Genomic DNA, 23125 nt, shown 5'->3' on the forward strand with positions numbered 1-23125 from the left:
CCCATGGAGGGCGTCTGCACGATGAACCAGCGTCCGCCGGACGCGTGGAACAGGAGCGCCCCCGCCGGTCCCTCCTCCGCACCGCCCTCATCTGGACGACGACCGCTCTGCTGGCCGTCCTGGTCGCGGCGGCGCTCCTGTTCCACGCGTCCGGCGGACGCTGGTTCATCGTGCAGACGCCCTCCATGGGTACGGCCGCCCCCGTCGGCACCCTCGTCCTCACCGAGCCGACGGCCCTCGAGGACGTCCGGGTCGGCGACGCGGTCAGCTTCCACCCCACCACCACGCCCGACGAGACCTACACCCACCGGGTCGTCGAGATCGCGGACGACGGCACGCTCCGCACCCAGGGCGACATCAACGGTGCCGTCGATCCGTGGGCCACCGGCCAGGACCAGCTCATCGGAGTCGTCACCACGGCGCTGCCGGTGCTCGGCTGGCTCGTGCGCGGCCTGCCGCTGCTGATCATCGGCGCCGTCCTCGTGCAGCTGCTCACCCGCTTCATCGCCTCGCCCACCCAGCGGGCGTCGATGCGGATCCTCGGCCTCTCGCTCGTCGCGTCCGTCACCGTCTTCGTGCTCCGCCCGCTGGTCGGCATCGTCGTCCTCGAGGCCACGGCCGACAGCGGCACGACGAACGCCACGCTCGTCTCGACGGGCGTCCTCCCCATCCGCGTGAGCGCCGAGGGCGCCGACCCCGTCGACCTGGTCTCCGGACAGGTCGGCCGCCTGCAGATCCCGGCGCACGACGGAGACGCCTACGCCCTCTCCTCCGCTCTGCACCTGCCGTTCTGGGGCTGGGTCCTCTTCGTCCTGCTCTGCGCGATCCCGGTGCTCTACACGGTCTTCGTCGGCCTCCCCGGCGAGCCGGAGCGGACCGCCGAGCGCGGCCGCCGCGCCGCCCGCGAGGAGGAGACGGCATGAGCCGGCACCGCCTCTCCGCCGCCTCGCCGGCCGCGCGGCTGCGCACCCTCCTCGCCCGCCCGAGGTCTGCCGTCGCCGCCCTCGCCGCCGCCGCCCTGGCCGCCGTGCTGCTCACCGCCCCTGCCACCTCCGGCGCGTACACCGCCTCGATCCTGAACTCGACCAACACGGTCGGCAGCGCCGCCGCGTTCTTCACCTGCGACGGCGCCCTCGCCGCCGACCGCGGGGCCGCGCTCTTCGCCTACACGCTCGCGCAGCCGAGCGGATCGACGACCGCGCCCGACACGGACTCCGGCCAGTACCCGGGCACCTACCGCTCCACCAGCATCTTCCCGACCGCGATGGTCAGCTCCGCCGCGACGCCCAAGGCCTGCCCGCGCGACGCGGGCGGCTCCTGGACGCCGAACGGCACCAACCAGTACCTGAGCACGCCGCTGGAGATCAGGAACCCCGGCACCTTCAGCACCGAGATCTGGTTCAAGACCACGAACGCGGGCGGCAAGCTCTTCAGCTTCAGCGCGGGAGCCACCGCTCCCGGCGGCCAGTACGACCGCCACACCTACATCGGTGCCGACGGCAAGCTCGTCTTCGGCGTCTACAACGGCGCCGCGCAGACCATCACGAGCACCCGAGCCGTCAACGACGGGCTCTGGCACCACGTCGTCTCCACGCTCTCGCCGACGGCGGGCATCGCGCTCTGGGTCGACGGCGTGAAGGTCGCCTCGAACAGCACGTACCGCACGGCCGAGAACACGACGGGCACCTGGAAGATCGGATACGACAGCCTGGGCGGCCAGTGGCCGAACGTCGGCTCCTCGTACTTCGGCGGGAGCCTGCGCTACGCCGCGGTGTACTCGACGGTCCTCACGCCGGAGCAGATCCAGACGCACTACGCGGCAGGACGCTGAGCGAACGGCCCGGTCGGCGGCGCCTCCGCAGCCCTAGGGTGAGCGGATGAGCACCCCCGCCCTCTCGCGCCGCGCCCGCTTCCACCAGCGGTTCCTCGTGGAGGAGCGCGTGATGGCCCCGGAGGCGCGCCGCGGCCTCGACCGGGCCGGCTTCGGCCTCATCGGCGTCGGCGTCGTCCTCTTCGCGGCCTTCACCGCGCAGGTCGCGAGCGGCACCGGCCTCACCGTCCTCGATCCGGTCGTCGCCGAGTGGTTCCGCGAGAAGCGCTCCGCCGAGGGCACGGTCGTGATGGACGCGCTCGCCACCGTCTTCGGGCCGGTCTACCTGCCGGTCATCATCCTGGCGGTGCTCGTGCTCTGGTTCGTCCTCGCGCGGCACCTCTGGCGGCCGATCCTCCTGGCCGGCGGCATGCTCGTCGGGATGCTCAGCGTGCAGCTGGCCGCTCACCTCGTGATGCGGATGCGCCCGCCGGTTGAGTACATGCTGCTCGGGCCCGACGTCACGTTCTCGTTCCCCTCCGGCCACGTCACCGGCGTGAGCGACTTCTTCCTGATCACCACGTTCCTCCTCGCCTCCCGCCGCTCCTCCCGGAGCTGGATGATCGGGGGCTTCGCGCTCTCGCTCGGGATGATCGCCGGCCAGATCGTCGCCCGGCTCTACCTCGGCTACCACTGGCTGACCGACACGCTCGCCTCGGTGTCGCTCGCCCTGATCGTGCTCGGCTCGGTGATCGTCATCGACACCCGCCGGACCGCGGTCGTGCGGGGCGACGCGGGCTGACCGGCGGGGCGGCTCCCTCTGCGGCGAGGAGCCGACCGCGGGAGCAGGCCCTGTCGTCAGCCCCGGTCGGCCGGATCCTCCTCGGTGACGATCGGCACCGGCTCCGTCACGCCGATCGTGCTGACGATCGGGACGATCCCGGTGCGGGTGAACGGCTCCTCGGCGGCCGGCGCCGGCTCGTCGGGCAGCGGTGCGGGGTCGACCGCGGCCGGCGCCGACGGGTCGGACGCCGTGAGGCCGGATCCGCCGCCCGGCGCCGTGACGACCTGCGCGGTGTCCGCCTGCCCGGCCTCGGCGCCGTCGGGGTAGAGGACGTCGGCGGCGAGGGCCTGCTCGATCCCGCGGTCCCGGCGGGTCCGGGCGCGGACCGGCGCCACCGCCCGCACGATCGGGGTGCGCAGGCGGCGGTAGGCGATCCGGCCGAGCGTGACTCCGCCGGCGAGGCCCAGCGCGATCATGCCCGCCTGGAGCAGGAGCTCGATCCCGGCGCTCGGGCCGGCGTTCGAGGTGAGGCCGAGGACGCCGCGGTAGAGGGTGAGGCCGGGCAGGAGGGGGACGATCGCGCACGCGGTCGTCACCACGGTGGGCACCCGCATCCGCTCGGCCAGCATCTCGCCGAGCAGGCCGATCGCCAGCGCCGGGAGGGCGTTGGCCATGAGCGGCGCGAAGCCCGAGGTGGTCAGCGAGTCGGAGACAAGGAACGCGCCGGCTCCGGTGAGGGCGGCGATGAGCGCGGGCCGCGGCGGGGTGTGCGACGAGAGCGCCCAGGCGCCGGCCGCGACCCCGGCGCCGAGCACCTGCACGGCCGCCGGCCAGGGGCGGGCGTAGGAGTCGACCAGCACCAGCTCGACCCCGAGCGAGCGCGCGCCGTCGAGCACCACGGCGATGCCGACGACGATGCCCAGCGTCAGCAGCCCGACCTCGAGCAGCCGGCCGCCCGCGGTGATCGGGAACCCGTTGATCGCGTCGTCCGCCGCTCCCACGAACGAGAGCCCGGCGAGGAGCACGACCACCCCCGACGCGACGACGAGCGCGGGCGGCAGTACCGCCAGCTCCACGGGCAGCCGCGGCACGACCGCGAGCAGCACCACCGCCACTCCGGTCGCCAGCGCGGCGCCCGCGATCTGCTGGAAGAAGGCGGGCAGGCCCCAGCGGGCGAGCAGCTGGTTGACCAGGTCGATCGCGGCGGCCGTCGCGGCGGCGAGGAGCACGACGAGGGGTCCGCCCCCGAGCAGGAGCGCGACGCCCGCGGCCATCAGCGCGAGCGTGAGGGTGACGACTCCGCGGCGGTAGCGGTGCGGCTGGACGAGGATCGCGTCGAGCCGGTCGTGCGCGGCCTCGAACTGGTGCCGGGCCTCCTCGCGGGCCTCGGCGGAATCGACGGCGTCGGCGACCCGCACCTCCGGCGAGCCCTCGGTGATGGCGGTGACGAGCGCCGTCACGCGGGCGAGCCGCTCGTAGTCGGCGCTGCGGGAGGGGACGACGCGCAGCACGCTCACGCTGGGGGAGTCGTCGCCTCCGTCGTGCACGACCAGGATCGACGTGAAGGTGAGGTCGACCTGGCACTCGATGCCGTACGCGCGGCACACCCGCTGGATCGTCTCGGTCACCTCGGCGGCCGCGGACCCCAGCGAGAGCAGCGTCTCGCCCAGCCGCACGGCCAGCTCGAGCACTCCGCGGACCGTCTGCTCGGCGAGGAGCGCGCGCTGCGCCCGACGGCTCACCGGGGCCGCGGGCCGCTGCCCGCCGAGCTTGCCGACGACCTGCTGCAGAAGACGAGGAGAGCGCACCGTCCAGGGTAGGCACGCAGGGGCCGGTCCGGGGACGGGTTGCGCCGGCTTTCCCGCGGATGTCCGAGCAGCAGTCCTCAGAAGCAGGCGAGCACCCGGGTCGTCAGCCAGAGGGCGGCCTCGAGCTCGGTGTGCAACTCCCGGCCGAGGGCGAGCCAGCGCTCCTCCGCCTCGGCGCTCCTCCAGCCCTCGAACACGTCGCATCCGGACGCCCAGAGCTCCTGCCAGCGGAGCAGCGGTCCGTGCAGGGCCTCCGGGACGCCGATCGCACCCGGATCGTCGATCGGGCCGTCGACCGCCCAGAGCGGATACTCCGCGCAGTGGTCCGGGTACAGGCGGAGGTCGGCGAGCCGCCCCTCCCGATCGGCCCGCGCGCGGGCGAGGGTGTCCTCCTCGGTCGCGAACGGCGGGACGATCCACTCGATCTGCGTGACGGGATCGACGACTCGGCGTTCCACGGCTCCTCCTCCGCTCCTCGATGCGCGCACGACGGTAGCAGGGCCGTTCCGCGCCGCATCGGAGGGGGCCTGCCTACACTGGCGAGCGACTGCGTCCGCGAACGGGCGGGCGGGGCGAGGGGTGGGAGCGCATGAGGGTTCACGAGCGCGCGGTGCGGCACGGGCGGCTCCGGCGGCGGTCCGGGGTGCGGACAGTGGTGGTCGGGATCGCGGCGGTGGTCGGCGTCCTCGCTGTCAGCGCCACCTCGCTCGTGGCGATCGCGACGGTGAGCATCAGCCGGAACGTCGCCGACAACGCGGTCGACCTCGGCGTCGCTCCTCCCACCGCCGGGAACGTGCAGATGGGCGCGGTCGAGGGCGGCTTCGACGTCCTGGTGGTCGGCACCGACAACGACGCCACGCAGGGCGACTCCTTCGGCGTCCGCGACGACACGCTCAACGACGTCAACATCCTGCTCCACGTCTCGGCCGACCACCGCAGCGCGACGGTGATCAGCTTCCCGCGCGACCTGATCCTGGACCGTCCCGCGTGCACCGACCCCGAGACGGGCGTCGTCACCGAGGCGGCCGCCGGCGTCCCGCTCAACTCCGCGTTCCAGTACGGCGGGCTCGCCTGCGTCAACGACACCCTGCAGCAGTTCACCGGCCTGACGGTGCCCTACGCCGGCTGGGTGTCCTTCAACGGCGTCATCGAGATGAGCAACGCCGTCGGCGGGGTCCCGATCTGCCTCACCGGTCCGATCCTCGACACCGACTCGGGCCTGGACCTGCCCGCCGGCACCTCCACCGTCTCCGGGTCGATGGCCCTCTCGTTCCTCCGCAGCCGCCACGGCGTCGGCGACCAGAGCGACCTCAGCCGCATCTCGTCGCAGCAGCAGTACCTGGCCTCCCTGATGCGCACCGTCCGCTCGGCCGACACCCTCTCGAACATCCCCGCCCTCTACGGACTCGCGCAGGCGACTTCGTCGAACGTGCACCTGTCGACGTCGCTCACGAGCCCGGCGACGATGATCTCGCTCGCCCTCGCGCTGAAGGACGTCGACCTCTCGAAGATGGTGTTCGTGCAGTACCCGGCGCTCGACGACCCGGACTACCCGGGCAAGGTCGTGCCGAACGCCGAGGTCGGCGCCGAGCTCATGAGCCGCGTCCTCAACGACCAGCCGGTGACCCTCGCGTCCGACGCTCCGGCGGAGGAGGCGCCCGCGGCGGAGACGCCCGCGGAGGGCGGCGCGGCTCCGACGGATCCCGCTCCCGTCGCCGTCGACGCTCCGGGTCAGACCGCGGCGGAGGAGACCTGCGCGGTGCCGTCCGACTGACCCGACAGGTCTCGCGACGACGAAGGCGCCCGGGCGGTGTGCCCGGGCGCCTTCGTCGTGCGCGGTGCGCGGCCGTCTACGCGCGGCGGCGGCGGAGCACCGTCAGGGCGAGACCGCCGAGGATGCCGAAGGCGGCCAGGGCGAGCGGCGCGGTCGTCGAGACGCCGGTCGAGGCGAGGACGGGGCGGTGGCCGCCCGTCTGCGCCGCGGGTCCGGAGCCGGCCGGGTGCACTGCGGGCCCGGCGCCGGCAGGGTGCGCCGTGACGGCGGCGACCGCGGCGGAGCAGTCGGCCTCTCCGGCGATCGGGTCCTCCTCCGTCAGCGTGTAGTCGTAGGAGGTGCTCGCCACGAGACCGCTCGACGTGCCGCGGGCGATGACGCAGTAGATCTCGCTCGCCGGGTCCTGCAGAGGGTACTCGCCGAGGGAGATCAGGCTCCAGCCGAGCCCGTCGACGCCGACCTCGAGGCTCGAGCCGCCGCCCGTGAGCGTCTGGCGCGCACCCGAGGTCGAGAAGACGCCGATCGAGACGGTCTCGTCCGCGCCGAAGCCGAGGAGAGCGCCACCGCTGGTGGGCTGTCCGTCCGCCGGGGCGGGCTCGGGCGAAGCCCCCTGGGGCCAGATCCGGATCGCGGTGCGCGAGGGGACCTGCTCCAGCGACGACGTCACGGAGCGTCCGCTGGTCTCTCCCGTGGCGGTGACGGAGAAGGTGCCCAGCTGGTCCGCCATGGTGTCGGCGTCGAGCAGGACGAAGGCCTCGCCCGAGAGCGGGGTCGGCGCGGGGGGCACGAGGGCGGAGGTGCTGCCGTCGGGCGCGGTGAGCGTGACGGACACGTCCTCGCCGCGGTCGAATCCGCGGAACGAGGCGACGACGCCGTAGATCCGGAACTCTCCGACCTGGATGTCCGCACCGGCCGGGAGCACCCCGCCGTCCTCCCGGTTCTGGAAGACGACGCTCGTGTCGGGCTGCGTCACGGTCAGCTCGACGGCATCGGAGGCGACACGGGCGCCCGAGGCGTCGAGTCCCTCCGCGACGACGGAGATCGTCTCGCCGGGGAGCGGGAGGTGGGGGTCCACCGCGACGCCGTCCGCGTCGGTGGGGAGCCAGTCCTGGAGGCGGAGCTCGCCGGAGGCGGTGATCACGCTGGTGGTGACGGCCTCCTCCGAGGCGCCGTCGCGGAGCACGACGACGGCGACGGTGCCGGGCTGGAAACCGGTCCCGGACACGTCCAGGCCGCCGGCCCAGCCCTCCGCCGAGGGGATCGCGGAGAACGCCGAGCCCGCTTCGTAGGTGGTGCGGTCGAGGGCGATCGCCAGGGGCGACTGCGCGCTCTCGACGGGCGCGGTGGTCGGAGCCGGAGTGGGCGCCGGAGTCGAGGCCGGCTGCGGCGTCGCCGTGGGCTCCGGAGTCGCGGTCGGCTCCGCGGTGGGAGCCGGCTCGGCCGGTGCGGGGCTCGAGGCGGCGTCAGGGACGACCTCGGTGGCCAGGGCGACGGACGGGAACGCGAGCGCCCCCAGCAGTGCCGCAGTGGTGATGATGGTGACGCCGTGGCGTCGTCGCGCAGAACGCACGATTCCTGCTTTCTCCGAGCCGCTGATCGCGGTCGGCTTCCCCATGAGCGGGGGACGATCGCCCCCTGTGGCCGAGTGTGTCCTATGCGGAACCTCAGCCGGTGCCGGATCCTGCAACGATCCGATCACGCCGCGCGGCGCGAGGTGACGGTTCGGTCACGGCCGGGCGCGGCGATTCTGACGGGCCGGTGGTCGTCGCTCTCCGGAGGCTCCTCAGGCCGGCGGCACGACCAGCAGGACCACGCCGATCGCGGCGCTCACCGCGGCGACCACGCACCAGCGCTCCGCCCGGGTTCCCGCGGGTCCGCGCGTCCGCGCCACGGCGCCGAGACCGATCGCGAGCACGGCGATGCCGATCTGCAGGGCCACCGTCGTCCGGATCAGCGCCCACGCCTCGAAGGCGCTCGCTCCGGTCGATCCGGTGGCGAGGAGCGGCACTCCGCCGACGCCCGCCGGGACGAGCAGCAGGCCGGATCCGATCGCCAGCGCCGCGATCAGGTGGGCGAGCACGTCGTCCAGCGCGGTCCGAGGCGGCGCGCCGACCGGCGCGAGGGCGGCGGTGCCGGGCCTGATCGCGACCGTGCGGAGGTGCATGGGGCGAGCGTAGGCCCGGACCGCACCCGAGCGGACCCCCTGCGGAGGCCCCTGTCCGGTGGGCATTCCGGGGGAGGATCGGCGCTGAGCGAGTAGTCGAGGGCCCCGCCCTCCGGTCGCTCGTCGACGCCGTCCGTGCGGCTCGCTTCACGCCCGTCAGTCGCTGCTCCCGGTCCAGGTCCCTTCGATCACCTGGATCAGGTCGTGCCGCTCATCGGGGCCCAGATCCGGTTCGAACTCGACGACGAGCCGGTCCGACCGGTAGACGTCCCTCGTGTTGTACACCGTCGCCTGCCGCGCGAGATCGAGGGAGTGGTAGCGGTGGATCGACGCCCCGGGCCCGTCGACGCCCTCCACGCACCCACGACGATCTCCGCAGGCCTCCCTGCTCGGAGCGGCAGCGCGCTCGAGTCCGTCCAGCTCCGCGCGGGTGACGTCCCGGATCGTGATCCTCGATCTCGAGTCGTCGAGGAGGAGCCCCGCTCCGAAGACGGCGGCTCCGCCGACGACGGCCCCGACGACGAGACCCGCCGCCCCGAAGACGACGGCGGTCCGGCCGACCGTTCCCGTGGCTCTGCTCGTCGCTGTCATGGAGGTCCTCTCTTCGGCCGGCTGCTCGGGCGGACGGCGGAGTGCCACCGCATCCGGAGAACCTCCCAGCGCTCATCGGCGGAGTCAAGAGCGCACACCTCGATGGCAGGAGATGTGGCGCGATCGTCGACGCAGAGGGTGCAGCAGCAGGCTCCGCATCCGCCCGGCGCCTCCGCCTCAGGCGCCGTCTCCGGCAGGATCAGGGGATGCGCCTGCAGACCCTCACCACCGGATCCGGACCACGACACGTCGGGCTGGTGCACGGTCTCGGCGCGTCGGCGACGACCTGGGGGCCGTTCGTCGAGCGGCTCGTCGCGACCGGCCGCTACACGGTCACGGCCGTCGATCTGCGTGGGCACGGCGCGAGCCCGCGGGCGGAGTCGTACCGGATCGACGACATGGCCGCTGATCTGGTCGAGTCGCTGCCGGCGGGGCTCGACAGCGTGGTCGGCCACTCGCTCGGCGGCGCGGTGCTGCAGCGCGCCGTCGCCGCACTCGCGCCCGGCCGGGCCGTCTACCTCGATCCCGGGTTCGCCCTGTCGCTGCCGACGAGCGGCCTCGCCGGACGGCTGTTCTGGGCGGTGCCGCTCCTGTCGCTCGGCCTCGCTCAGCTCGGACAGGCGCGGGCGGGCGCCGCGGTCCGCGCCGCCTACAGCCCCGAGACCCGCGCGCTCCTCGACGACGCGAAGAAGCGGTTCGACGCGCGGATGGCCGTCGGCGTGTTCCGGGACGTCGCCTTCCACCCGGTCCCGGTCGAGGCGCCGACGGTCCCGTCGACGGTCGTGCTCTCCGACCAGTCGCCGGCGGTGCTGCCGGACGCCCTGGCCGCGCGGCTCGAGCAGCGGGGCTGGCAGGTGCGCCGGCTCCCGGGCGTGCACCACGACATGCAGCTCGAGGACCCGGACAGGACGTTCGCCGCGATCGCGGACGTGCTCTAGCCGCCCCCTCCGCGGGTCGGGCGCCGGTGAACGGGGATTCCGGGTGCATCCGTACCTCGCGGATCAAGACGTCGGGCGATCCCGGAGGCCCGCCCGCTGTCCTCCTGCGCCCGCGGTCAGCGGACGGTCGTCGCGGCGTTGTCGGCGTTGCTGCGCATCGACGGGTCCGGTGTCCTGACCGAGAACGCGGCGGCGAAGGCGGTCGCGGTGCCGGTGCGCGTGGCCGTGACGGTGATCCTCTCGGTGACGGTCTGCCCGTTCGCGAGACTCGAGCGCGGGAAGATCACGATGCTCCCGATGCGGCTGTACGAGCCCGTGGCGGACTCGAACTGCACGGTCGGGGGGAGGATCACCTTCGAGTAGACGGACGTCGACGCGGAGGGTCCGGCGTTCTTCGTGATGAGCGTGTACGTGAACGTCCTCCCCTTCACCGCGGTGGTCGGAGCGGAGACGTCGACGCGCAGGTCGGCCCTCGTGGTCGCCTTCTGCGGAGAGACGGTCAGCGTGCTCGCCGCCTCGACGGTGCCCGCCGGGTTCACCGCGCGGAGGGTGAAGCCGTACGTCCCCGCGGTGGTCGGAGTACCGGTGAGGCGCCCCGAGCCGTCGAGGGCGAGCCCAGGAGGCAGAGTGCCCGACGCGACGGTGACGACCGGCGCCGGGGATCCGGTCGCCGTGTACGTGAAGTCGTAGGCGGAGCCGACCACGCCGGCCGCGGCCGTCCCCGAGAGGGTCGGAGCGGTCGCCGCCGGTCCAACGGCGAGGGTGTGGGGCGTGCCGGTGGTGGTGCCGAAGGTGGTGCGGGCGGACACGGTGAAGGAGGACGCTCCCTCGACGGTCGGGGTGCCGGAGAGGACGCCCGCGGAGGTGAGGGTCAGGCCGGCCGGGAGGGACCCGGAGGCGAGCTCGAACGTCGACGCGCCGCCGGTGGCGAAGGTGTAGGAGAAGGGCGCTCCGAGAGGCGCCGTCGCCGGAGGGGCGTCGGCCGTGAAGACGGGCCGAGCGCCGAGGGCGAGGCTGTGGAAGCTGCCGCCGGACACGGCGGTGGCGCCGGTGAGTCCCGTCGGCACGGAGGCCTCGCCGAAGCCGTCGTAGCCCCAGGCGGTGACGGTGCCGTCGCGGCGCACAGCGAGGCTGTGGTACCCGCCGGCGGCGACGGCGGTGACGTCCGCGAGGCCGTCGGGGACATCGGACTGGCCGTCGCTGTCGCTGCCCCAGGCGACGACGGTCCCGTCCGAGCGCAGCGCGAGGCTGTGGGAGGCTCCGGCGGAGACGGCGGTGACGCCGGTGAGTCCCGGGGGCACGTCGGTCTGCCCGAAGGCGTCGTATCCCCAGGCGGTGACGGTGCCATCGCGGTGCAGCGCGAGGTCGTGGAATCGGCCGGCGGCGATGGCGACGACTCCGCTGAGCCCGTCCGGCACGGTCGCCTGGCCGTAGAAGTCGTATCCCCAGGCGGTGACGGTCCCGTCGCCGTGCAGGGCGAGGTTGTGGTAGCCGCCGGCAGCGATGGCGGTGACGTCGGCGAGCCCGTCCGGCACTGTGGCCTGCCCGTCGCCGTCGTCGCCCCAGGCGGTGACGGTCCCGTCTCTCCGCAGGGCGAGGCTGTGGTTCACGCCGGCGTCGACGGCGACGACGTCGTCCAGACCGGTCGGCACGGTGGCCTGCCCGCTGCTGTCCTCGCCCCAGGCGGCGACGGTGCCGTCGCTGCGCAGGGCGAGGCTGTGGGAGCCGCCCGCGGCGATCGCCGTCGCGTCGGTGAGCCCAGCCGGCGCAGTGACCTGCCCGCTGGAGTCGTCACCCCAGCCGACGACACCGGTCGCAGCGGGAGCCGCGGCGACCGCGGACAGGGGAGCCGTGGTCCCGAGGAGGAGCGCGACGGTCGCCGTCAGCGCGAGCAGGCCGAGCGCCGGCCGAGGCCTCGTCCTCCGCTCAGGGGTCGAGCGGGCCGTACCGGCGTCCGGGTCGGTCGGGCGGGAGGCGGAGGGAGAGCGCATGCTGGAGCCTTCGATCGGGTCGACCGTGGGCGGCCGTCTCCGAACAGTGGCACCCGGTCCCACCGCCGACAACAGCCTCTAGCGGACATGTCCGCAACAGGGCAGGGGCCGGTGCGCGGAGGATGCGGTGGCCTCGTCTCGTCCCCCGCGGAGCATCCCCCACCGGTGCCCGGGGCCGGTCCCGACGGATCGCGCGCAGGCGTCTCGCGCGGACCGATCGCGGCGAGACGTTCTCCTCCCGGCCACCCGTGCCGGACGGCCCGGCCCCTACCGTGGCCGCATGACAGCAGCGGAGTCAGGACGTCCCGGAGCCCGAGAGCGGAGCTCGAGCCGGATCCTCGCGGCCGGCGCCCTGATGCTCGCCTCGGCCGGGCTGCAGCAGCTCGCAGCCGCCCAGCGCTGGGCCGTCGCCGGGCCGATCCTGGGCGAGCAGGCGATCGAGGACCACCGGTACGACTACTCGTGGCCCTCCGATCCGTGGGAGAACGTCGGATCGGCAGCGCAGCTGCTCGGGATCGGGCACCTCCTCGTCGCTCTCGCCGTCCTCGCCGCGGTCGGTCCAGGACGGCGGCGCTCGGTCGCGGTGCTGCGGACCGTGGTCGCCGCGGCGTTCGGCTGCCTCGGCCTGCACGCGGTCCTGTCAGGGATCCTCGGAGCACCGACGATCCTGCAGGCGATGCTCCCGGCGGTCCTGCTGGGTCTGGCCGCACCCGCCGGCCTGCTCGTCCTCGCGGTCCTCGTGGCGAGGACGTCGCCCCTCCGCGCCGCGTCCTTCGTCCTCCTGATCGGATCGACGCTGCCCGGCTACCTCGTCGCGACGTTCGCGATCGCTCCCGCGCTCGTCGGCTACCAGTCGTACGACACCACGCCCTGGACGGAGTCGGTCGTCGCCGCCTCGGTGGCGCTCGCCGGGGCGTCGCTCCTGCTCGAAGCGCTGATCCGCTCGATCGTGCATCGCGCGGGGGCCGTGCCGCGTCGCGAGTCGCCGGGAGCCGACGCGTCCTGATCGAACGGCGGGCTCACCCGGCCCGCTCGGTCGTGCCGATCCCCCCGGACGCGAGGAAGGGCCGCCCCGAGGGACGGCCCTTCCCGCGACTCCGTCGGCCCGCGCTCCTCCAGAGGAGCCGGGCCGACGAGTGCTCAGTGCTGGCGGATCTTGTCGATCAGCTTCCCGCCGAGGTCCTTGACCTTGTCGGTGATGGGGGTGCTCGACTTCGGGCGCTCGGTGACGGTGAACGGCAGGGTGATCGCCTTGCCGGTCTGGTCGCCGGTCACCGTGACGCTGTAGTCGCCGGGCGTGGTGGGCGCCTTCGCCGTGACGGTGAGGCCGCCGCCGGCGAGGTCGCGGGTCGCGGTGCGGTCCGTGAAGAGGGGCGCGGAGCCGATCAGCTGCGTGTCCCCGTTGAAGCCCTTCGCGGTGAGGGTGACGTCGGCTCCGGGGGCGAACGACGAGCCGGAGAGCTCGGCGGTGGCTCCGAAGCTCATCGAGCGGATGTCGCGGTCCACTCCGAGCGCGTTCGTGATGGTGAAGAACGTGTCGGTCTGGTCGGTGAGCCCGGCGACGTTCGCCGCGCCCGGCCCGTAGGCGGCGATGCGCAGCTGCGTTCCGGTGTGCTGCTGCGATCCGCCCTCGGCGGCGGTGCCGTACGACACCTTCATGGTGCTGCCGTCGGCGGTCTTCAGCGCGGTGCTGAGCGAGGTCGGCGGGGTGGAGTCGACGATCTGGCTGGAGTGGGCGTGGTCGGCGGTGACGATGACGAGGGTGTTCCCGTCCGCCTCGGCGAACGCGAGCGCGGCCTGGACGGCCTCGTCGAGGTCGACGGTCTCGCCGATCTGGCCGCACGCGTTCGCGGCGTGGTCCTGCTTGTCGATGCTCGCGCCCTCGACCTGGAGGAAGAAGCCCTTGTCGCCGGTGTCGAGGAGGTCGATCGCCTTCTCGGTCATGGAGCGGAGCGTCGGCTGCTCGGCCGGACGGTCGGGGTTCGCGACGCAGGTCTGCGGGGCGGCGTCCGCTCCGCCGACCGTCGCCGGGGTGGGCGCGTAGCGGACGGGCAGGTTGCCGGAGTTGAACAGTCCGAGCACGGGCGCGTCCTGGTCGGCGACGGTCAGCGCGTCGAGCTGCGCGGCGGTGGCGGCAGTCGTGGCGTCCCCGAGCACCTGGAAGCCGCGCTCCGCGGCCTGCTGGAACAGCGGCTCGCCGCTCCAGTCGCCGGCGCGGGCGACCTGCGCGAAGCTGGCCGAGCCTCCGCCGAGGGTCAGGTCGGCGCGGGTGTCGAGGATCTGCTCGCTGATCGAGCCGAGTCCGCCGTTCTCCAGCGCGTCGTCGCCGCAGCTCGCGCTGTCGGGTCCGTAGCAGCTGCGGGCGTCGACGTGGGCGGCCTGCACGGCCGGGGTGGCGTCCTGGATCTCGGCGGTGGTGACGTTGCCGGTCTTCAGGCCGTTCGCCTTCGCGATCTCGAGGAGGGTGTCCTTGCGCTGCTGGTCGATGTCGACCGAGATGGCGTTGTCGTAGGTCTTGGTGCCGGTGGCCCAGGCGCTGCCGGTGGCGGCGGAGTCGGGCACGTAGTCCGGGGCGCCCTTGACGGCGCCCGTCGCCGGGTCGTCCGCGCGGTAGAGCGAGTAGGTCGTGTACTGGCCGGTGATCGGCAGGGCGTCGATCCCGGGGAAGCGGCCGGCCGCTCCGTACTGGTAGTTGCGAGCGACGGTGATCTCCGAATCGCCCATGCCGTCCCCGATGAGGAGGATGACGTTCTTCGCGTCCTGCTCCTTCACCGCTGCGCGCAGCGAGTCGGAGAGGTCGGCGTCGACCGGGGAGATGCGGGCGGCTCCGCCGGTGGCGGAGAGGTCGGCGGCACCGACGGCAGTGGCGGCGCCGGGTGCGGCCAGGGCGGCGGCGCAGACCAGAGCAGCGGCCGAGAGGGCCAGAGCGGAGCGTCCGCGGTTCGCGGAGCGGAACAGTCGTGTCACGTCGTGGATTCCTTGAGAGGTGAGACCCCGGAAAGGGGCACGCTCATCTCACTCCTCATCGCCGCGTCGGTGGGTGAACGGTGATGCATAGCTGAGTGAACTTTCCGACGAGGGCTCTCGGCCCCGGCGGCCCGCCGGAGCGTCCTGCCGACCGGCGTCCTGCCGACCGGCGCTCACCGGGAGCGTCGGTCGGCAGGGGCGCGGTCGCCGGGAGCCTTTCGGGTCAGCGCTGGACGAGCGGAACGGCGATGTCCGTGACGTTCGCCCCGATGGCGCCGAGCGGAGTCGCCGTGCCGTTCAGCAGTCCGATCTCGTAGAGCGACCCGTTGACGGCGGCGAGGCCGACCGAGCCGATGGAGCTGCCGTTGCGGAGGACGGAGTAGATGTCGAAGCCGGTCGCACCCGCTGCGTCGAGGCCGAGCTTCCCGGTCGGCGCCAGGGTGCCGGCGTTGGCCGGGGACTGGATCGCGATCTGGTCGAGGGCCGTGTCGAGGACGAACAGGGTGGTCGCGCTGTTCGCGTCGAGGTCGTTGTTCGTGTACGCGGCCCCGGCGACACCGGTGGCCACGGCGGGCGCGGCGTAGCTGAGCGTGCCGTCGGCGACCGTCGCGGCGCCCGCGGTGGCGAACGGCTGACGGAGGTTCTGGCCCGTGTCGCTGACCACGCGCAGCGCGTTGGCGGCGGGGTTGAAGTCGACGCCGAAGGAGGTGCCGCTCAGCGCCACGGTGAGACGGGTCACCTGAGTGGCCACGCCGGTGGACGGGTTGATGGAGTAGACGCCGGCGCTCGCCGCGTTGTCGCCGACGCCGTAGAGGGCGCCGTCCTGGACCCGGTAGTCGATGCCGACGAGCGCGGTGTCGCCGCCGGTGAGGCCGGTGACGGCGACGCGGTTCGTGACCTTGCCGGGCTTGGTCGGGTTGAACTGCACGAGCTTCGTGCCGCCGTCGGAGAGTCCGACGACCCGCAGCTTCGCCGCCACGGAGCGGACCGCGTTGATCAGGTTCCTGTCCGACGCGCTGCTGGAGTCGCTGGTCGCCGCGGCGGGAGCGACGCTGCTCGCACCGGCGAGCACGGGTGCCACCGCCATCACGCCCGCGACGGCGACAGCTGCGATACCGACTCTGATGTTCCTGGTCATCGTGCACTCCTCGAGACTTGCGGTCGCCGGAGATCGGCGGCTCGGAGGGGGATACCGTCCGGAGCGCGCGAGCGTTCATCCGATCCGGAGATCCGTGCCCCGTCACTCCAGAGAGCCGTCGGCGAACCGTCGGAGCGCGGCGGCGTAGCGGTCCGGGTCCCGGTGGTCGCTGTCGGTCAGGATCAGCACCGAGCCGGAGACGGCGCGGGTGTACTCGCCGCGGCAGGGGAGGGTGACCACCGTCCTCAGTCCGGCCTCCCAGGCGGGGACGAGGGAGCCGAGGCAGCGCCGCTCGGGGGCGGCGTCCAGCGGGACGTCCCGCGCGTCCATCCGGGCGGATCGCAGCTCGTCGTGCCAGGCGCGGAAAGGCGCTCCGAGGGAGTCGTCGCCGAAGCGCTCCCGCCAGCCGGGGCCGCGCGCGAGGTCGAGGAGGCGTGCGCGCTCGGGGGATCCGTCGGCGGTGCTGGAGAGCTGCCGGAGGAGCGGGCCGGTCTCGACCGCCAGATGCTCGACGCAGTCCTGCCACAGCTGAGGCCAGGCGCGCTGCTCGTCGGCGCCGGGCTCCGCCGACCCGACCCGCTCCGGGGACCGCTCGAGCGGCGGAGGCCCGTCGACCGCCGGAGTGAAGCCCCACGCTTCGCGGATCCAGAGGAGCTCGAGCAGCGCCGAGGGGTTGTCCTCGACCGTGATGACCATCTGCGACGGCCAGGGGTCGCCGGGAAGAGGACGGGATGCGCGCATGGGAGGGGCTCCTTCCGAGGGGATGAGGTCGGATCGTGCCGGAGAAGGCTCCAGGGAGGCTGGGCTCGCGTCGGCCGATGCGCCACTCCTCCCGGCGACCGGCGGCATCGCCGATGATCGTCCCCGCCGGCGATCGAGGACGGCGCCGAGCGCCTCCCGAATGTCGGTGCCCCCGACCTACACTCGGACGCGTTCGAACACATGTTCGATGCGACGAGGAGGGAGCCGACCATGGGCGTGACCGTCGTGGAGCGCATCGCGACTCCGGCCTCGGACACCGTCGCCGTCACCTTCCTCGTCACCAGCGAGGCCGTGGCGGCGGGATTCCCGTCGCCGGCGCAGGACTACTTCGACGGGTCCCTCGACCTCAACGACCACCTGATCCGCGACAGGACGTCGACGTTCATCGTCCGCGTCTCGGGCGAGAGCATGGTCGGCACGGGCATCAGCGACGGCGACGAGCTCGTGGTCGACCGGTCGATCACGCCGACGCACGGGAGCGTGGTCATCGCGATCCTCGACGGCGAGCTGACCGTCAAGCGCCTCGAGCTGCACCCCGGGGGAGTGGTGCTGCGGGCCGAGAACCCGGAGTACCCGCCGATCCACGTCGCCGAGCTGAGCGACCTCCAGGTGTGGGGCGTCGTCACCGTCTGCCTCCACCGGCTGCACCGTGCGCTCTGAGCGGCGCATCGCCCTGGTCGACGTGAACTCGTTCTACGTCTCCTGCGAGCGGCTGTTCGACCCCAAGCTCGCCGGCCGGCCCGTCGTCGTCCTCTCGAACAACGACGGCTGCGTGGTCGCGCGCTCCGACGAGGTGAAGAGGCTCGGAATCGAGAACGGCACGCCTTGGTTCCAGATCGAGCCGCTCATCCGCTCCGGTCGCCTCCCGGAGGTGATCGCCCGATCGAGCAACTACGAGCTGTACGGCGAGCTGTCCGCGCGCGTCATGGAGCTGCTGGGCCGCTACTCCGCCTGGCAGGAGGTGTACTCGATCGACGAGTCCTTCCTCGGCGTCGACGGCGACGTGGCGGAGCGGGCGAAGGTCGGGCGGGCGATGCGGGCGGCCGTCGCGAAGAACGTCGGGCTGCCCGTCTGCGTCGGCTTCGGCCCGAGCAAGACGCTCGCGAAGTTCGTCAACAAGGGCGGAGCGAAGAAGCACCCGCGCCTGGGGGGCGTCTGCGACACCGACTGGTACACGCCCGAGCAGCTCGACGCGCTGATGGCCTCCCAGCACGTCACCGAGCTGTGGGGAGTCGCCGGCCGCACAGGGAAGCGCCTCGCGGAGCTGTCCATCCACACCGTCCGCGACCTCCGCGACGCGGACCCCGCGCTGATTCGCAAGAAGTTCTCGGTCGTCCTGCAGCGCTCCGTCTACGAGCTGCGCGGCATCGACTGCATCCCCCTCGAGCCCGCCCGCACCGTCCGGGACCAGCTGATCTTCTCCCGGTCGTTCGCCACTCCCGTGACGACGATCAGCGACATGGAGCAGGTGCTCTCCGTCTACGCGCAGCGCGCCGCCCACCGCCTCCGCGCGCAGGAGTCGGTCACCAGGACGATGAGCGTGTTCGCGTCGACGTCGCCGTTCGCGGACGCACCCTACGAGTCCGCCGGCGGCCTGGCCGGCTTCCCCGTTCCCACGGACGACCCGGTGGCGATGGTGAGGGCCGCGATCGGCACCCTGCGCCCGCGGCTGCGGGAGGGCGCGCGCTACGTGCGGGCCGGCGTCATCCTCACGAACCTGTCGCCGCGGCACTCCCACGCGCTGCTCGAGATCTTCGACACTGCCTTCGACACGAAGGGCCTCGGCGCCACCATCGACGCCGTGACCAAGCGCCACGGCCGGTCCGCGGTCGGCCTCGGGCTGGCGGGCATCCGCACGGGGCCGGTGTGGACGATGAAGCGCGACGCCCTCTCGCTCCGGGCGACGACGCACTGGGGCGAGCTGGCGACGGCCCACGCGCGGTGAGCCCGCCGGCGGGGAGATCGGGTCATCCGACGCGTAGGCGCCCGGGGCGCTCTCGGGCAGGCTCGTCGCCATCGACGAGTGTCGGTGCGGGGACGGCGGGAGGACCCATGGCCGAGAGCTGGCAGGACGCGTCGGTGCGGGGAGTCGCGATGATCGAGAACGAGCTGGTCGTGCGCGACTTCCTCGAGGTGTGGAGCGCTCGCGACAGCCGCCAGCTCGTCCCGTTCCTGCATCCGGAGGTCGTCTACAGCGCGTCGAGCTCGCAGGAGATCGCGGGGCGGGCGCGGGTCCTCGAGATGTGCGACGAGGTCCATCGGGCGTTCACCGAGATCCGGATCGCCCTCGTCACGATCGCCGTGGCCGGCAGCGTCGTCCTCACCGAGCACGCCCTGCACCTCCGCTCGGACACGGGGGAGGGCCACTGGCTCCGCTGCTTCGGGAGCTACGAGCTCCGCGGAGAGCAGATCGTCACCTGGCGGCAGCTCCATGGCTGATGGCCTCGCGTGACGGCGGTGACCGGGCCCGCGCGCCTCAGGCTCGCCCTGGTGCTGCTGGCGATCGCCTCGGGCGCGACCGACGCGTTCGCGTTCCTCCTGCTCGGCGGCATCTTCACCGCGAACATGACGGGCAACCTGGTGCTGCTGGGGCTGTACCCCCGCTCCGCCTGGCTGACGACCGCGGCCGGAGCGGTCACGGCGATCGTCTTCTTCGCCGGAGCGGCCTACGCCGGGTTCCGCGCGACACGGGCGCGCACGCCGTCGACCGGCGACGGGAGACGTCCGCTCCGCGCGATCGCGCTCGTGGGGGTCGTCCTGCAGCTCGCCGTCGCGGTCGCCTGGCCGACGGTGCAGGGCGGCACGTCGCTGCTCGTGGACTGCGCGTTCATCGCGACCAGCGCGGCGGCGCTGGGGCTGCAGACCGTGCTCGCGAAGCGGATCTCCGGCGCCGCCGGCCTGACGACCACGTTCGTCACGGGCACGCTCACGAGCCTGATGCAGGAGCTCGCCGAGCGCTCGTCCGGGTCGAGGACCCTCCAGGCGCTCATCGTCGCGAGCCTCGCGGTCGGGGCCGTCGTCGGAGCGGCGACCGTGACGCTCGCTCCGGCCTGGGCCCCGACGCCGGCCCTCGTGCTCTCGGCGCTCGCCGTCGTGCTGCTCTTCGCGCACCGCGCGCGAGCCGTGCCCGCGGGAGCGGAGCCCGGGGCCCCGCGTCCCGCGTGACCGGGATCAGGCGTCGAGCGCCCACTTCGGCCGGACCCAGTGGCAGGTGTAGCCGCCGGGGTGCTTGCGCAGGTAGTCCTGGTGCTCCTCCTCGGCGTCCCAGAACTCTCCCGCGGGCTCGACCTCGGTGACGACCGGTCCGGGCCAGCGGCCCGACGCGTCGATCTCGGTGATCGTCTGGCGCGCGACCCTCTCCTGCTCAGGCGAGAGGAAGAGGATCACGGAGCGGTAGGCCGTGCCGATGTCGTTGCCCTGACGGTTCTTCGTCGTCGGGTCGTGCACCTGGAAGAAGAACTCGAGCAGGTCGCGGTAGGAGAGCTGGTCGGGATCGAACTCGATCTCGACCGCCTCCGCGTGGTCGCCGTGGTGGCGGTAGGTCGCGTTCGGCGTGCTGCCGCCGGCGTACCCGGCGCGGGTGCTGAAGACGCCCGGCATGTCGCGGATGAGCTCCTGGAGCCCCCAGAAGCATCCGCCCGCGAGGATCGCGCGCTCCTCGGCCATCAGACGCCTGCCTTCGTGTCGTGCGCGGACTCGCGCGGAGAGATCATCATGCGGGCAAGTCCATCACGACCGGGGACGTCGCGGCGAGCGTCGGACGACTCTCGGAGCAGACCGTCGGCGGGGGAGCCGAGCGTGTCCCGGCCGAGCGCTCCGTCACTGCGATCGGTACGCCGCCGGAGATGCACCGGTGGGAACGAGTCATCTGACCGGGTCGCTCCGGGTGCCCCCGTTCCTACGCTCGTCGGTACAACCGAGGAGAGAGCGGAGCGGACCATGGAGCAGCCGAACGTCGAGACGCGCAGTGCACGGCGGGTGATCGAGACCCTGACCGCCAACGGCGTGAAGTACGTCTTCGGGATCCCGGGAGCGAAGATCGATGCGGTCTTCGACGTCCTCGCCGACGAGGGGCCGGAGCTGATCGTCTGCCGGCACGAGCAGAACGCCGCCTTCATGGCCGCCGCGGTGGGGCGGCTCACGGGCAGCCCGGGCGTCGTCCTGGTGACCTCCGGCCCCGGCACGACCAACCTCGCCACCGGCCTGCTCACGGCCAACACGGAGCAGGACCCGGTCGTCGCGCTCGCCGGGGCCGTGCAGCTCTCCGACCGCCTCAAGCGCACGCACCAGTCGATGGATGCGGCCGCCTTCCTCTCCACCGTGACGAAGTACACGGTCGAGTCGACGGATCCGGACGACGTCTCGGAGGCGGTCAGCAACGCCTTCCGCGCCGCCGTCACCGAGCCCCGAGGCGCCGCGGCGGTCGTCCTCTCGGCCAGCGTGATGGCCGCGCCGACCTCGCAGGTCATCACCCGGGCGGCCACGGGGCCGACGAGCGGTCCGGCGCGCGCCGAGGACCTCACCCACGCCGCCGACCTGATCAACACCGCGGAGCGGCCCGTCCTCCTCGTGGGACTCCGCGCGTCGGAGCCGGCGACCGTGGCGGCACTGCGGGTCCTGATCAGCGAGACGGAGCTGCCGGTGATCGAGACGTTCCAGGCGGCCGGCCTCGTCTCCCGCGAGCTCGAGGACCACTACCTCGGCCGCGTCGGCCTGTTCAAGAACCAGCCCGCCGACCTCGCCCTCGCCGAGTCCGACCTCGTCGTCGCGATCGGCTACGACGCCGTCGAGTACGACCCGGTGATCTGGAACAGCGACGTCGACCGCCGGATCGTCCACATCGACTCCGTCGACGCCCCGCTGGACAACCACTACCTGCCCGCGCTGGAGCTGAAGGGCGATCTCGCGCAGACCGTCGCGGCCCTCACGCCGCTCGTCTCCGGCCTGCAGCTCGACGAGGACGCGGCCGACCGGGTCGCCCGGCACCGGAGCGAGCTGGAGCGGATCGACGACGCGGCGCGGACGGCCGAGGCGGCTCCCGGGACCGTCGATCCCGCCCGCCTCGTGCTCCTGATGCGCGACCTGCTCTCGGACGACGCCACCGTGGCCTGCGACATCGGCTCGAACTACATCTTCATGGCCCGGCACTTCCGCGTGTACGAGCCCAAGCACCTGCTCTTCTCGAACGGGCAGCAGACCCTCGGCGTCTCCTTCCCGTGGGGCATGGCGGCGAGCCTCCTGCGCCCCGGGACCCCGGTGGTCTCCGTCTCGGGTGACGGAGGGTTCCTGTTCTCCGCGACGGAGATCGAGACGGCGACGCGGCTCGGCCTCTCGTTCACGCACGTGATCATGCGGGACGACACCTACGACATGGTCGGCTTCCAGCAGCTGCTGAAGTACGGCCGCAAGTCCGGGGTCCAGCTCGGCGACTACGACATCGAGAAGTTCGCCGCGGCGTTCGGCGCCACGGGCAGGCGGGTGAGCGGCCTCGCCGAGTTCGAGGAGGCCTTCCGCGCCTCCCTCGCCGAGCCGGGCGTCTCGATCATCGACGTCGCGGTGGACTACAGCCGCAACGTCGACATCGCCGCCCACCTGGTCGAGGACGCCTTCGAATGAGCACGCACACGGTCGACTCGACCGACGACTACGCGATCTACCAGAGCTCGACCATGGCCGCCCTGCTGGCCGGGGTCTACGACGGGGACCTGACGATCGGCGAGCTGCTCACCCACGGCGATCTCGGGCTGGGCACCTTCAACCACCTGGACGGCGAGATGGTGATCGTCGACGGCGTCTGCTACCACCTGCGCAGCGACGGCTCCGTCCAGGTCGCGGACGGCGACGACCGGACGCCCTTCGCCGCCGTGCTGCCCTTCCACGCGACCACGACGTTCACGGTCGAGGAGCCGACCGGTCTCGCCGGACTCACCCGGCTGATCGACGACGCGGTCGACGGCGGGAACATCCCCGTCGCCCTGCGGATCGACGGCCGGTTCACCGAGGTCCGCACCCGGACCGTCGGCGAGCAGACGGAGCCGTACCCGCCCCTGATCGAGGCGACCGCCCACCAGAGCGTCACCGGCATCGCCGACACCCGCGGCACGATCGCGGGCTTCCGCACTCCGCAGTTCGAGCAGGCCGTGTCGGTCCCCGGGTACCACCTGCACTACGTCGACGACGCCCGCGAGAAGGGCGGGCACGTCCTCGACGTGACCGTGGCCGAGGTGACGGTCTCGCTCACGACCGTCGCCGGACTGCACCTCGCGCTTCCGGAGACGGACCAGTTCCGCCGCGCGGACCTGGCGATGAAGGACATCGCGGCGCAGGAGGCGCGAGCGGAGGGGTGAGGCGGGCGGGACCTCCGGGGAGACGGGCCGGCTGCGACCCGTCTCTCCGGA

22 protein-coding genes are annotated in these 23125 nt (G+C 73.1%); 12 read left to right on the forward strand and 10 right to left on the reverse strand.

Going from position 1 to position 23125, the window contains the following annotated elements:
* Positions 1-44: 44 nt before the first annotated feature.
* Genes C5C35_RS00005 through C5C35_RS00015 form a run of 3 tightly spaced genes read left to right on the forward strand, consistent with a single transcriptional unit; the run spans position 45 to position 2612 of the window.
* Complete coding sequence (locus C5C35_RS00005; protein WP_104262233.1) at positions 45-923, forward strand: S26 family signal peptidase; 879 nt, start codon at positions 45-47, stop codon at positions 921-923.
* Positions 920-1831, forward strand: a complete 912-nt coding sequence (locus C5C35_RS00010) for a LamG domain-containing protein (protein WP_104262234.1) — start codon at positions 920-922, stop codon at positions 1829-1831. Before C5C35_RS00005 ends, C5C35_RS00010 begins: the two co-directional genes overlap by 4 nt.
* Positions 1832-1877: 46 nt before the next feature.
* Positions 1878-2612, forward strand: coding sequence for a phosphatase PAP2 family protein (locus C5C35_RS00015; RefSeq protein ID WP_104226560.1), 735 nt, complete (start codon positions 1878-1880; stop codon positions 2610-2612).
* A gap of 56 nt (positions 2613-2668) precedes the next feature.
* Here C5C35_RS00015 and C5C35_RS00020 read toward each other — a convergent pair whose 3' ends face one another.
* Both C5C35_RS00020 and C5C35_RS16825 read right to left on the reverse strand, forming a co-directional pair.
* Positions 2669-4402, reverse strand: coding sequence for a threonine/serine exporter ThrE family protein (locus tag C5C35_RS00020; RefSeq protein ID WP_181134165.1), 1734 nt, complete (start codon positions 4400-4402; stop codon positions 2669-2671).
* Between the two features lie 77 nt (positions 4403-4479).
* Complete coding sequence (locus tag C5C35_RS16825; protein ID WP_104324363.1) at positions 4480-4860, reverse strand: hypothetical protein; 381 nt, start codon at positions 4858-4860, stop codon at positions 4480-4482.
* A 131-nt stretch (positions 4861-4991) separates the two neighbouring features.
* Between C5C35_RS16825 and C5C35_RS00025 the strand changes: the two genes are divergently transcribed.
* On the forward strand, positions 4992-6176 hold the full coding sequence (locus C5C35_RS00025; RefSeq protein WP_146078973.1) for an LCP family protein: 1185 nt from the start codon (positions 4992-4994) through the stop codon (positions 6174-6176).
* Between the two features lie 76 nt (positions 6177-6252).
* On the opposite strand, the gene C5C35_RS00030 is transcribed toward C5C35_RS00025, so the two are convergent.
* From C5C35_RS00030 to C5C35_RS00040, 3 genes are all read right to left on the reverse strand, one after another.
* Complete coding sequence (locus tag C5C35_RS00030; RefSeq protein WP_146078972.1) at positions 6253-7746, reverse strand: LPXTG cell wall anchor domain-containing protein; 1494 nt, start codon at positions 7744-7746, stop codon at positions 6253-6255.
* A 213-nt stretch (positions 7747-7959) separates the two neighbouring features.
* Entirely contained in the window at positions 7960-8340 is a 381-nt protein-coding gene (locus C5C35_RS00035; protein ID WP_104262235.1) for a hypothetical protein, read from the reverse strand.
* 156 nt (positions 8341-8496) lie between these two features.
* Positions 8497-8931 carry a hypothetical protein gene (locus tag C5C35_RS00040; RefSeq protein ID WP_104226555.1) on the reverse strand — a complete coding sequence of 145 codons (435 nt, stop codon included), beginning with the start codon at positions 8929-8931 and terminating at the stop codon, positions 8497-8499.
* A 206-nt stretch (positions 8932-9137) separates the two neighbouring features.
* Between C5C35_RS00040 and C5C35_RS00045 the strand changes: the two genes are divergently transcribed.
* Positions 9138-9869: an alpha/beta fold hydrolase gene (locus C5C35_RS00045; RefSeq protein WP_104226554.1), complete on the forward strand. Its 732-nt coding sequence runs from the start codon at positions 9138-9140 to the stop codon at positions 9867-9869.
* Positions 9870-9985: 116 nt separating this feature from the next.
* Here C5C35_RS00045 and C5C35_RS00050 read toward each other — a convergent pair whose 3' ends face one another.
* The gene (locus tag C5C35_RS00050; RefSeq protein WP_104226553.1) at positions 9986-11860 is read right to left on the reverse strand and encodes a DUF11 domain-containing protein; all 1875 of its coding nucleotides are present in this window, start codon (positions 11858-11860) and stop codon (positions 9986-9988) included.
* 280 nt (positions 11861-12140) lie between these two features.
* On the opposite strand from C5C35_RS00050, the gene C5C35_RS00055 reads away from it, so the two are divergent.
* Positions 12141-12866 carry a hypothetical protein gene (locus C5C35_RS00055; RefSeq protein WP_146084540.1) on the forward strand — a complete coding sequence of 242 codons (726 nt, stop codon included), beginning with the start codon at positions 12141-12143 and terminating at the stop codon, positions 12864-12866.
* A gap of 134 nt (positions 12867-13000) precedes the next feature.
* Here C5C35_RS00055 and phoA read toward each other — a convergent pair whose 3' ends face one another.
* The 3 genes from phoA to C5C35_RS00070 form a co-directional block, all read right to left on the reverse strand.
* Positions 13001-14827: an alkaline phosphatase gene (gene phoA, locus C5C35_RS00060; protein ID WP_258065679.1), complete on the reverse strand. Its 1827-nt coding sequence runs from the start codon at positions 14825-14827 to the stop codon at positions 13001-13003.
* A 223-nt stretch (positions 14828-15050) separates the two neighbouring features.
* The gene (locus tag C5C35_RS00065; protein ID WP_219812287.1) at positions 15051-15965 is read right to left on the reverse strand and encodes a DUF4394 domain-containing protein; all 915 of its coding nucleotides are present in this window, start codon (positions 15963-15965) and stop codon (positions 15051-15053) included.
* A 102-nt stretch (positions 15966-16067) separates the two neighbouring features.
* Complete coding sequence (locus tag C5C35_RS00070; RefSeq protein WP_104262237.1) at positions 16068-16706, reverse strand: hypothetical protein; 639 nt, start codon at positions 16704-16706, stop codon at positions 16068-16070.
* Between the two features lie 231 nt (positions 16707-16937).
* Here C5C35_RS00070 and C5C35_RS00075 point away from each other — a divergent pair, with 231 nt between their 5' ends.
* The 4 genes from C5C35_RS00075 (at position 16938) to C5C35_RS00090 (ending at position 19892) form a co-directional block, all read left to right on the forward strand.
* The gene (locus tag C5C35_RS00075) at positions 16938-17387 is read left to right on the forward strand and encodes a LexA family transcriptional regulator (RefSeq protein WP_104262238.1); all 450 of its coding nucleotides are present in this window, start codon (positions 16938-16940) and stop codon (positions 17385-17387) included.
* Positions 17377-18672, forward strand: coding sequence for a Y-family DNA polymerase (locus C5C35_RS00080; protein WP_104262239.1), 1296 nt, complete (start codon positions 17377-17379; stop codon positions 18670-18672). Before C5C35_RS00075 ends, C5C35_RS00080 begins: the two co-directional genes overlap by 11 nt.
* 107 nt (positions 18673-18779) lie before the next feature.
* Positions 18780-19166: a nuclear transport factor 2 family protein gene (locus C5C35_RS00085; RefSeq protein ID WP_104262240.1), complete on the forward strand. Its 387-nt coding sequence runs from the start codon at positions 18780-18782 to the stop codon at positions 19164-19166.
* 18 nt (positions 19167-19184) lie between these two features.
* Entirely contained in the window at positions 19185-19892 is a 708-nt protein-coding gene (locus C5C35_RS00090) for a YoaK family protein (protein WP_181134156.1), read from the forward strand.
* A 6-nt stretch (positions 19893-19898) separates the two neighbouring features.
* Here the strand turns inward: C5C35_RS00090 and msrA are convergent, their stop codons facing one another.
* Entirely contained in the window at positions 19899-20393 is a 495-nt protein-coding gene (msrA, locus tag C5C35_RS00095) for a peptide-methionine (S)-S-oxide reductase MsrA (RefSeq protein WP_104262242.1), read from the reverse strand.
* 273 nt (positions 20394-20666) lie between these two features.
* On the opposite strand from msrA, the gene alsS reads away from it, so the two are divergent.
* Positions 20667-22343 (forward strand): acetolactate synthase AlsS, encoded by a 1677-nt coding sequence (gene alsS / locus C5C35_RS00100; protein WP_104260759.1) that lies wholly within the window; start codon positions 20667-20669, stop codon positions 22341-22343.
* Positions 22340-23074 (forward strand): acetolactate decarboxylase, encoded by a 735-nt coding sequence (gene budA / locus C5C35_RS00105; protein WP_104260760.1) that lies wholly within the window; start codon positions 22340-22342, stop codon positions 23072-23074. The genes alsS and budA overlap by 4 nt, the downstream gene beginning before the upstream one ends.
* The last annotated feature ends 51 nt before the right edge of the window (positions 23075-23125 follow it).

The organism is Rathayibacter sp. AY1F8, from assembly GCF_002932165.1.
Taxonomy (GTDB): Bacteria; Actinomycetota; Actinomycetes; order Actinomycetales; family Microbacteriaceae; genus Rathayibacter.

Coding starts and splice junctions, on each gene's coding strand:
- C5C35_RS00045 (WP_104226554.1), top strand. CDS start 9,138: ATGCGCCTGCAGACCCTCACCACCGGATCCGGACCACGACACGTCGGG.
- C5C35_RS00040 (WP_104226555.1), bottom strand. CDS start 8,931: ATGACAGCGACGAGCAGAGCCACGGGAACGGTCGGCCGGACCGCCGTC.
- C5C35_RS00050 (WP_104226553.1), bottom strand. CDS start 11,860: ATGCGCTCTCCCTCCGCCTCCCGCCCGACCGACCCGGACGCCGGTACG.
- C5C35_RS00055 (WP_146084540.1), top strand. CDS start 12,141: ATGACAGCAGCGGAGTCAGGACGTCCCGGAGCCCGAGAGCGGAGCTCG.
- C5C35_RS00065 (WP_219812287.1), bottom strand. CDS start 15,965: ATGACCAGGAACATCAGAGTCGGTATCGCAGCTGTCGCCGTCGCGGGC.
- C5C35_RS00070 (WP_104262237.1), bottom strand. CDS start 16,706: ATGCGCGCATCCCGTCCTCTTCCCGGCGACCCCTGGCCGTCGCAGATG.
- C5C35_RS00025 (WP_146078973.1), top strand. CDS start 4,992: ATGAGGGTTCACGAGCGCGCGGTGCGGCACGGGCGGCTCCGGCGGCGG.
- C5C35_RS00085 (WP_104262240.1), top strand. CDS start 18,780: ATGGCCGAGAGCTGGCAGGACGCGTCGGTGCGGGGAGTCGCGATGATC.
- C5C35_RS00035 (WP_104262235.1), bottom strand. CDS start 8,340: ATGCACCTCCGCACGGTCGCGATCAGGCCCGGCACCGCCGCCCTCGCG.
- C5C35_RS00075 (WP_104262238.1), top strand. CDS start 16,938: ATGGGCGTGACCGTCGTGGAGCGCATCGCGACTCCGGCCTCGGACACC.
- budA (WP_104260760.1), top strand. CDS start 22,340: ATGAGCACGCACACGGTCGACTCGACCGACGACTACGCGATCTACCAG.
- C5C35_RS00010 (WP_104262234.1), top strand. CDS start 920: ATGAGCCGGCACCGCCTCTCCGCCGCCTCGCCGGCCGCGCGGCTGCGC.
- C5C35_RS00015 (WP_104226560.1), top strand. CDS start 1,878: ATGAGCACCCCCGCCCTCTCGCGCCGCGCCCGCTTCCACCAGCGGTTC.
- alsS (WP_104260759.1), top strand. CDS start 20,667: ATGGAGCAGCCGAACGTCGAGACGCGCAGTGCACGGCGGGTGATCGAG.
- msrA (WP_104262242.1), bottom strand. CDS start 20,393: ATGGCCGAGGAGCGCGCGATCCTCGCGGGCGGATGCTTCTGGGGGCTC.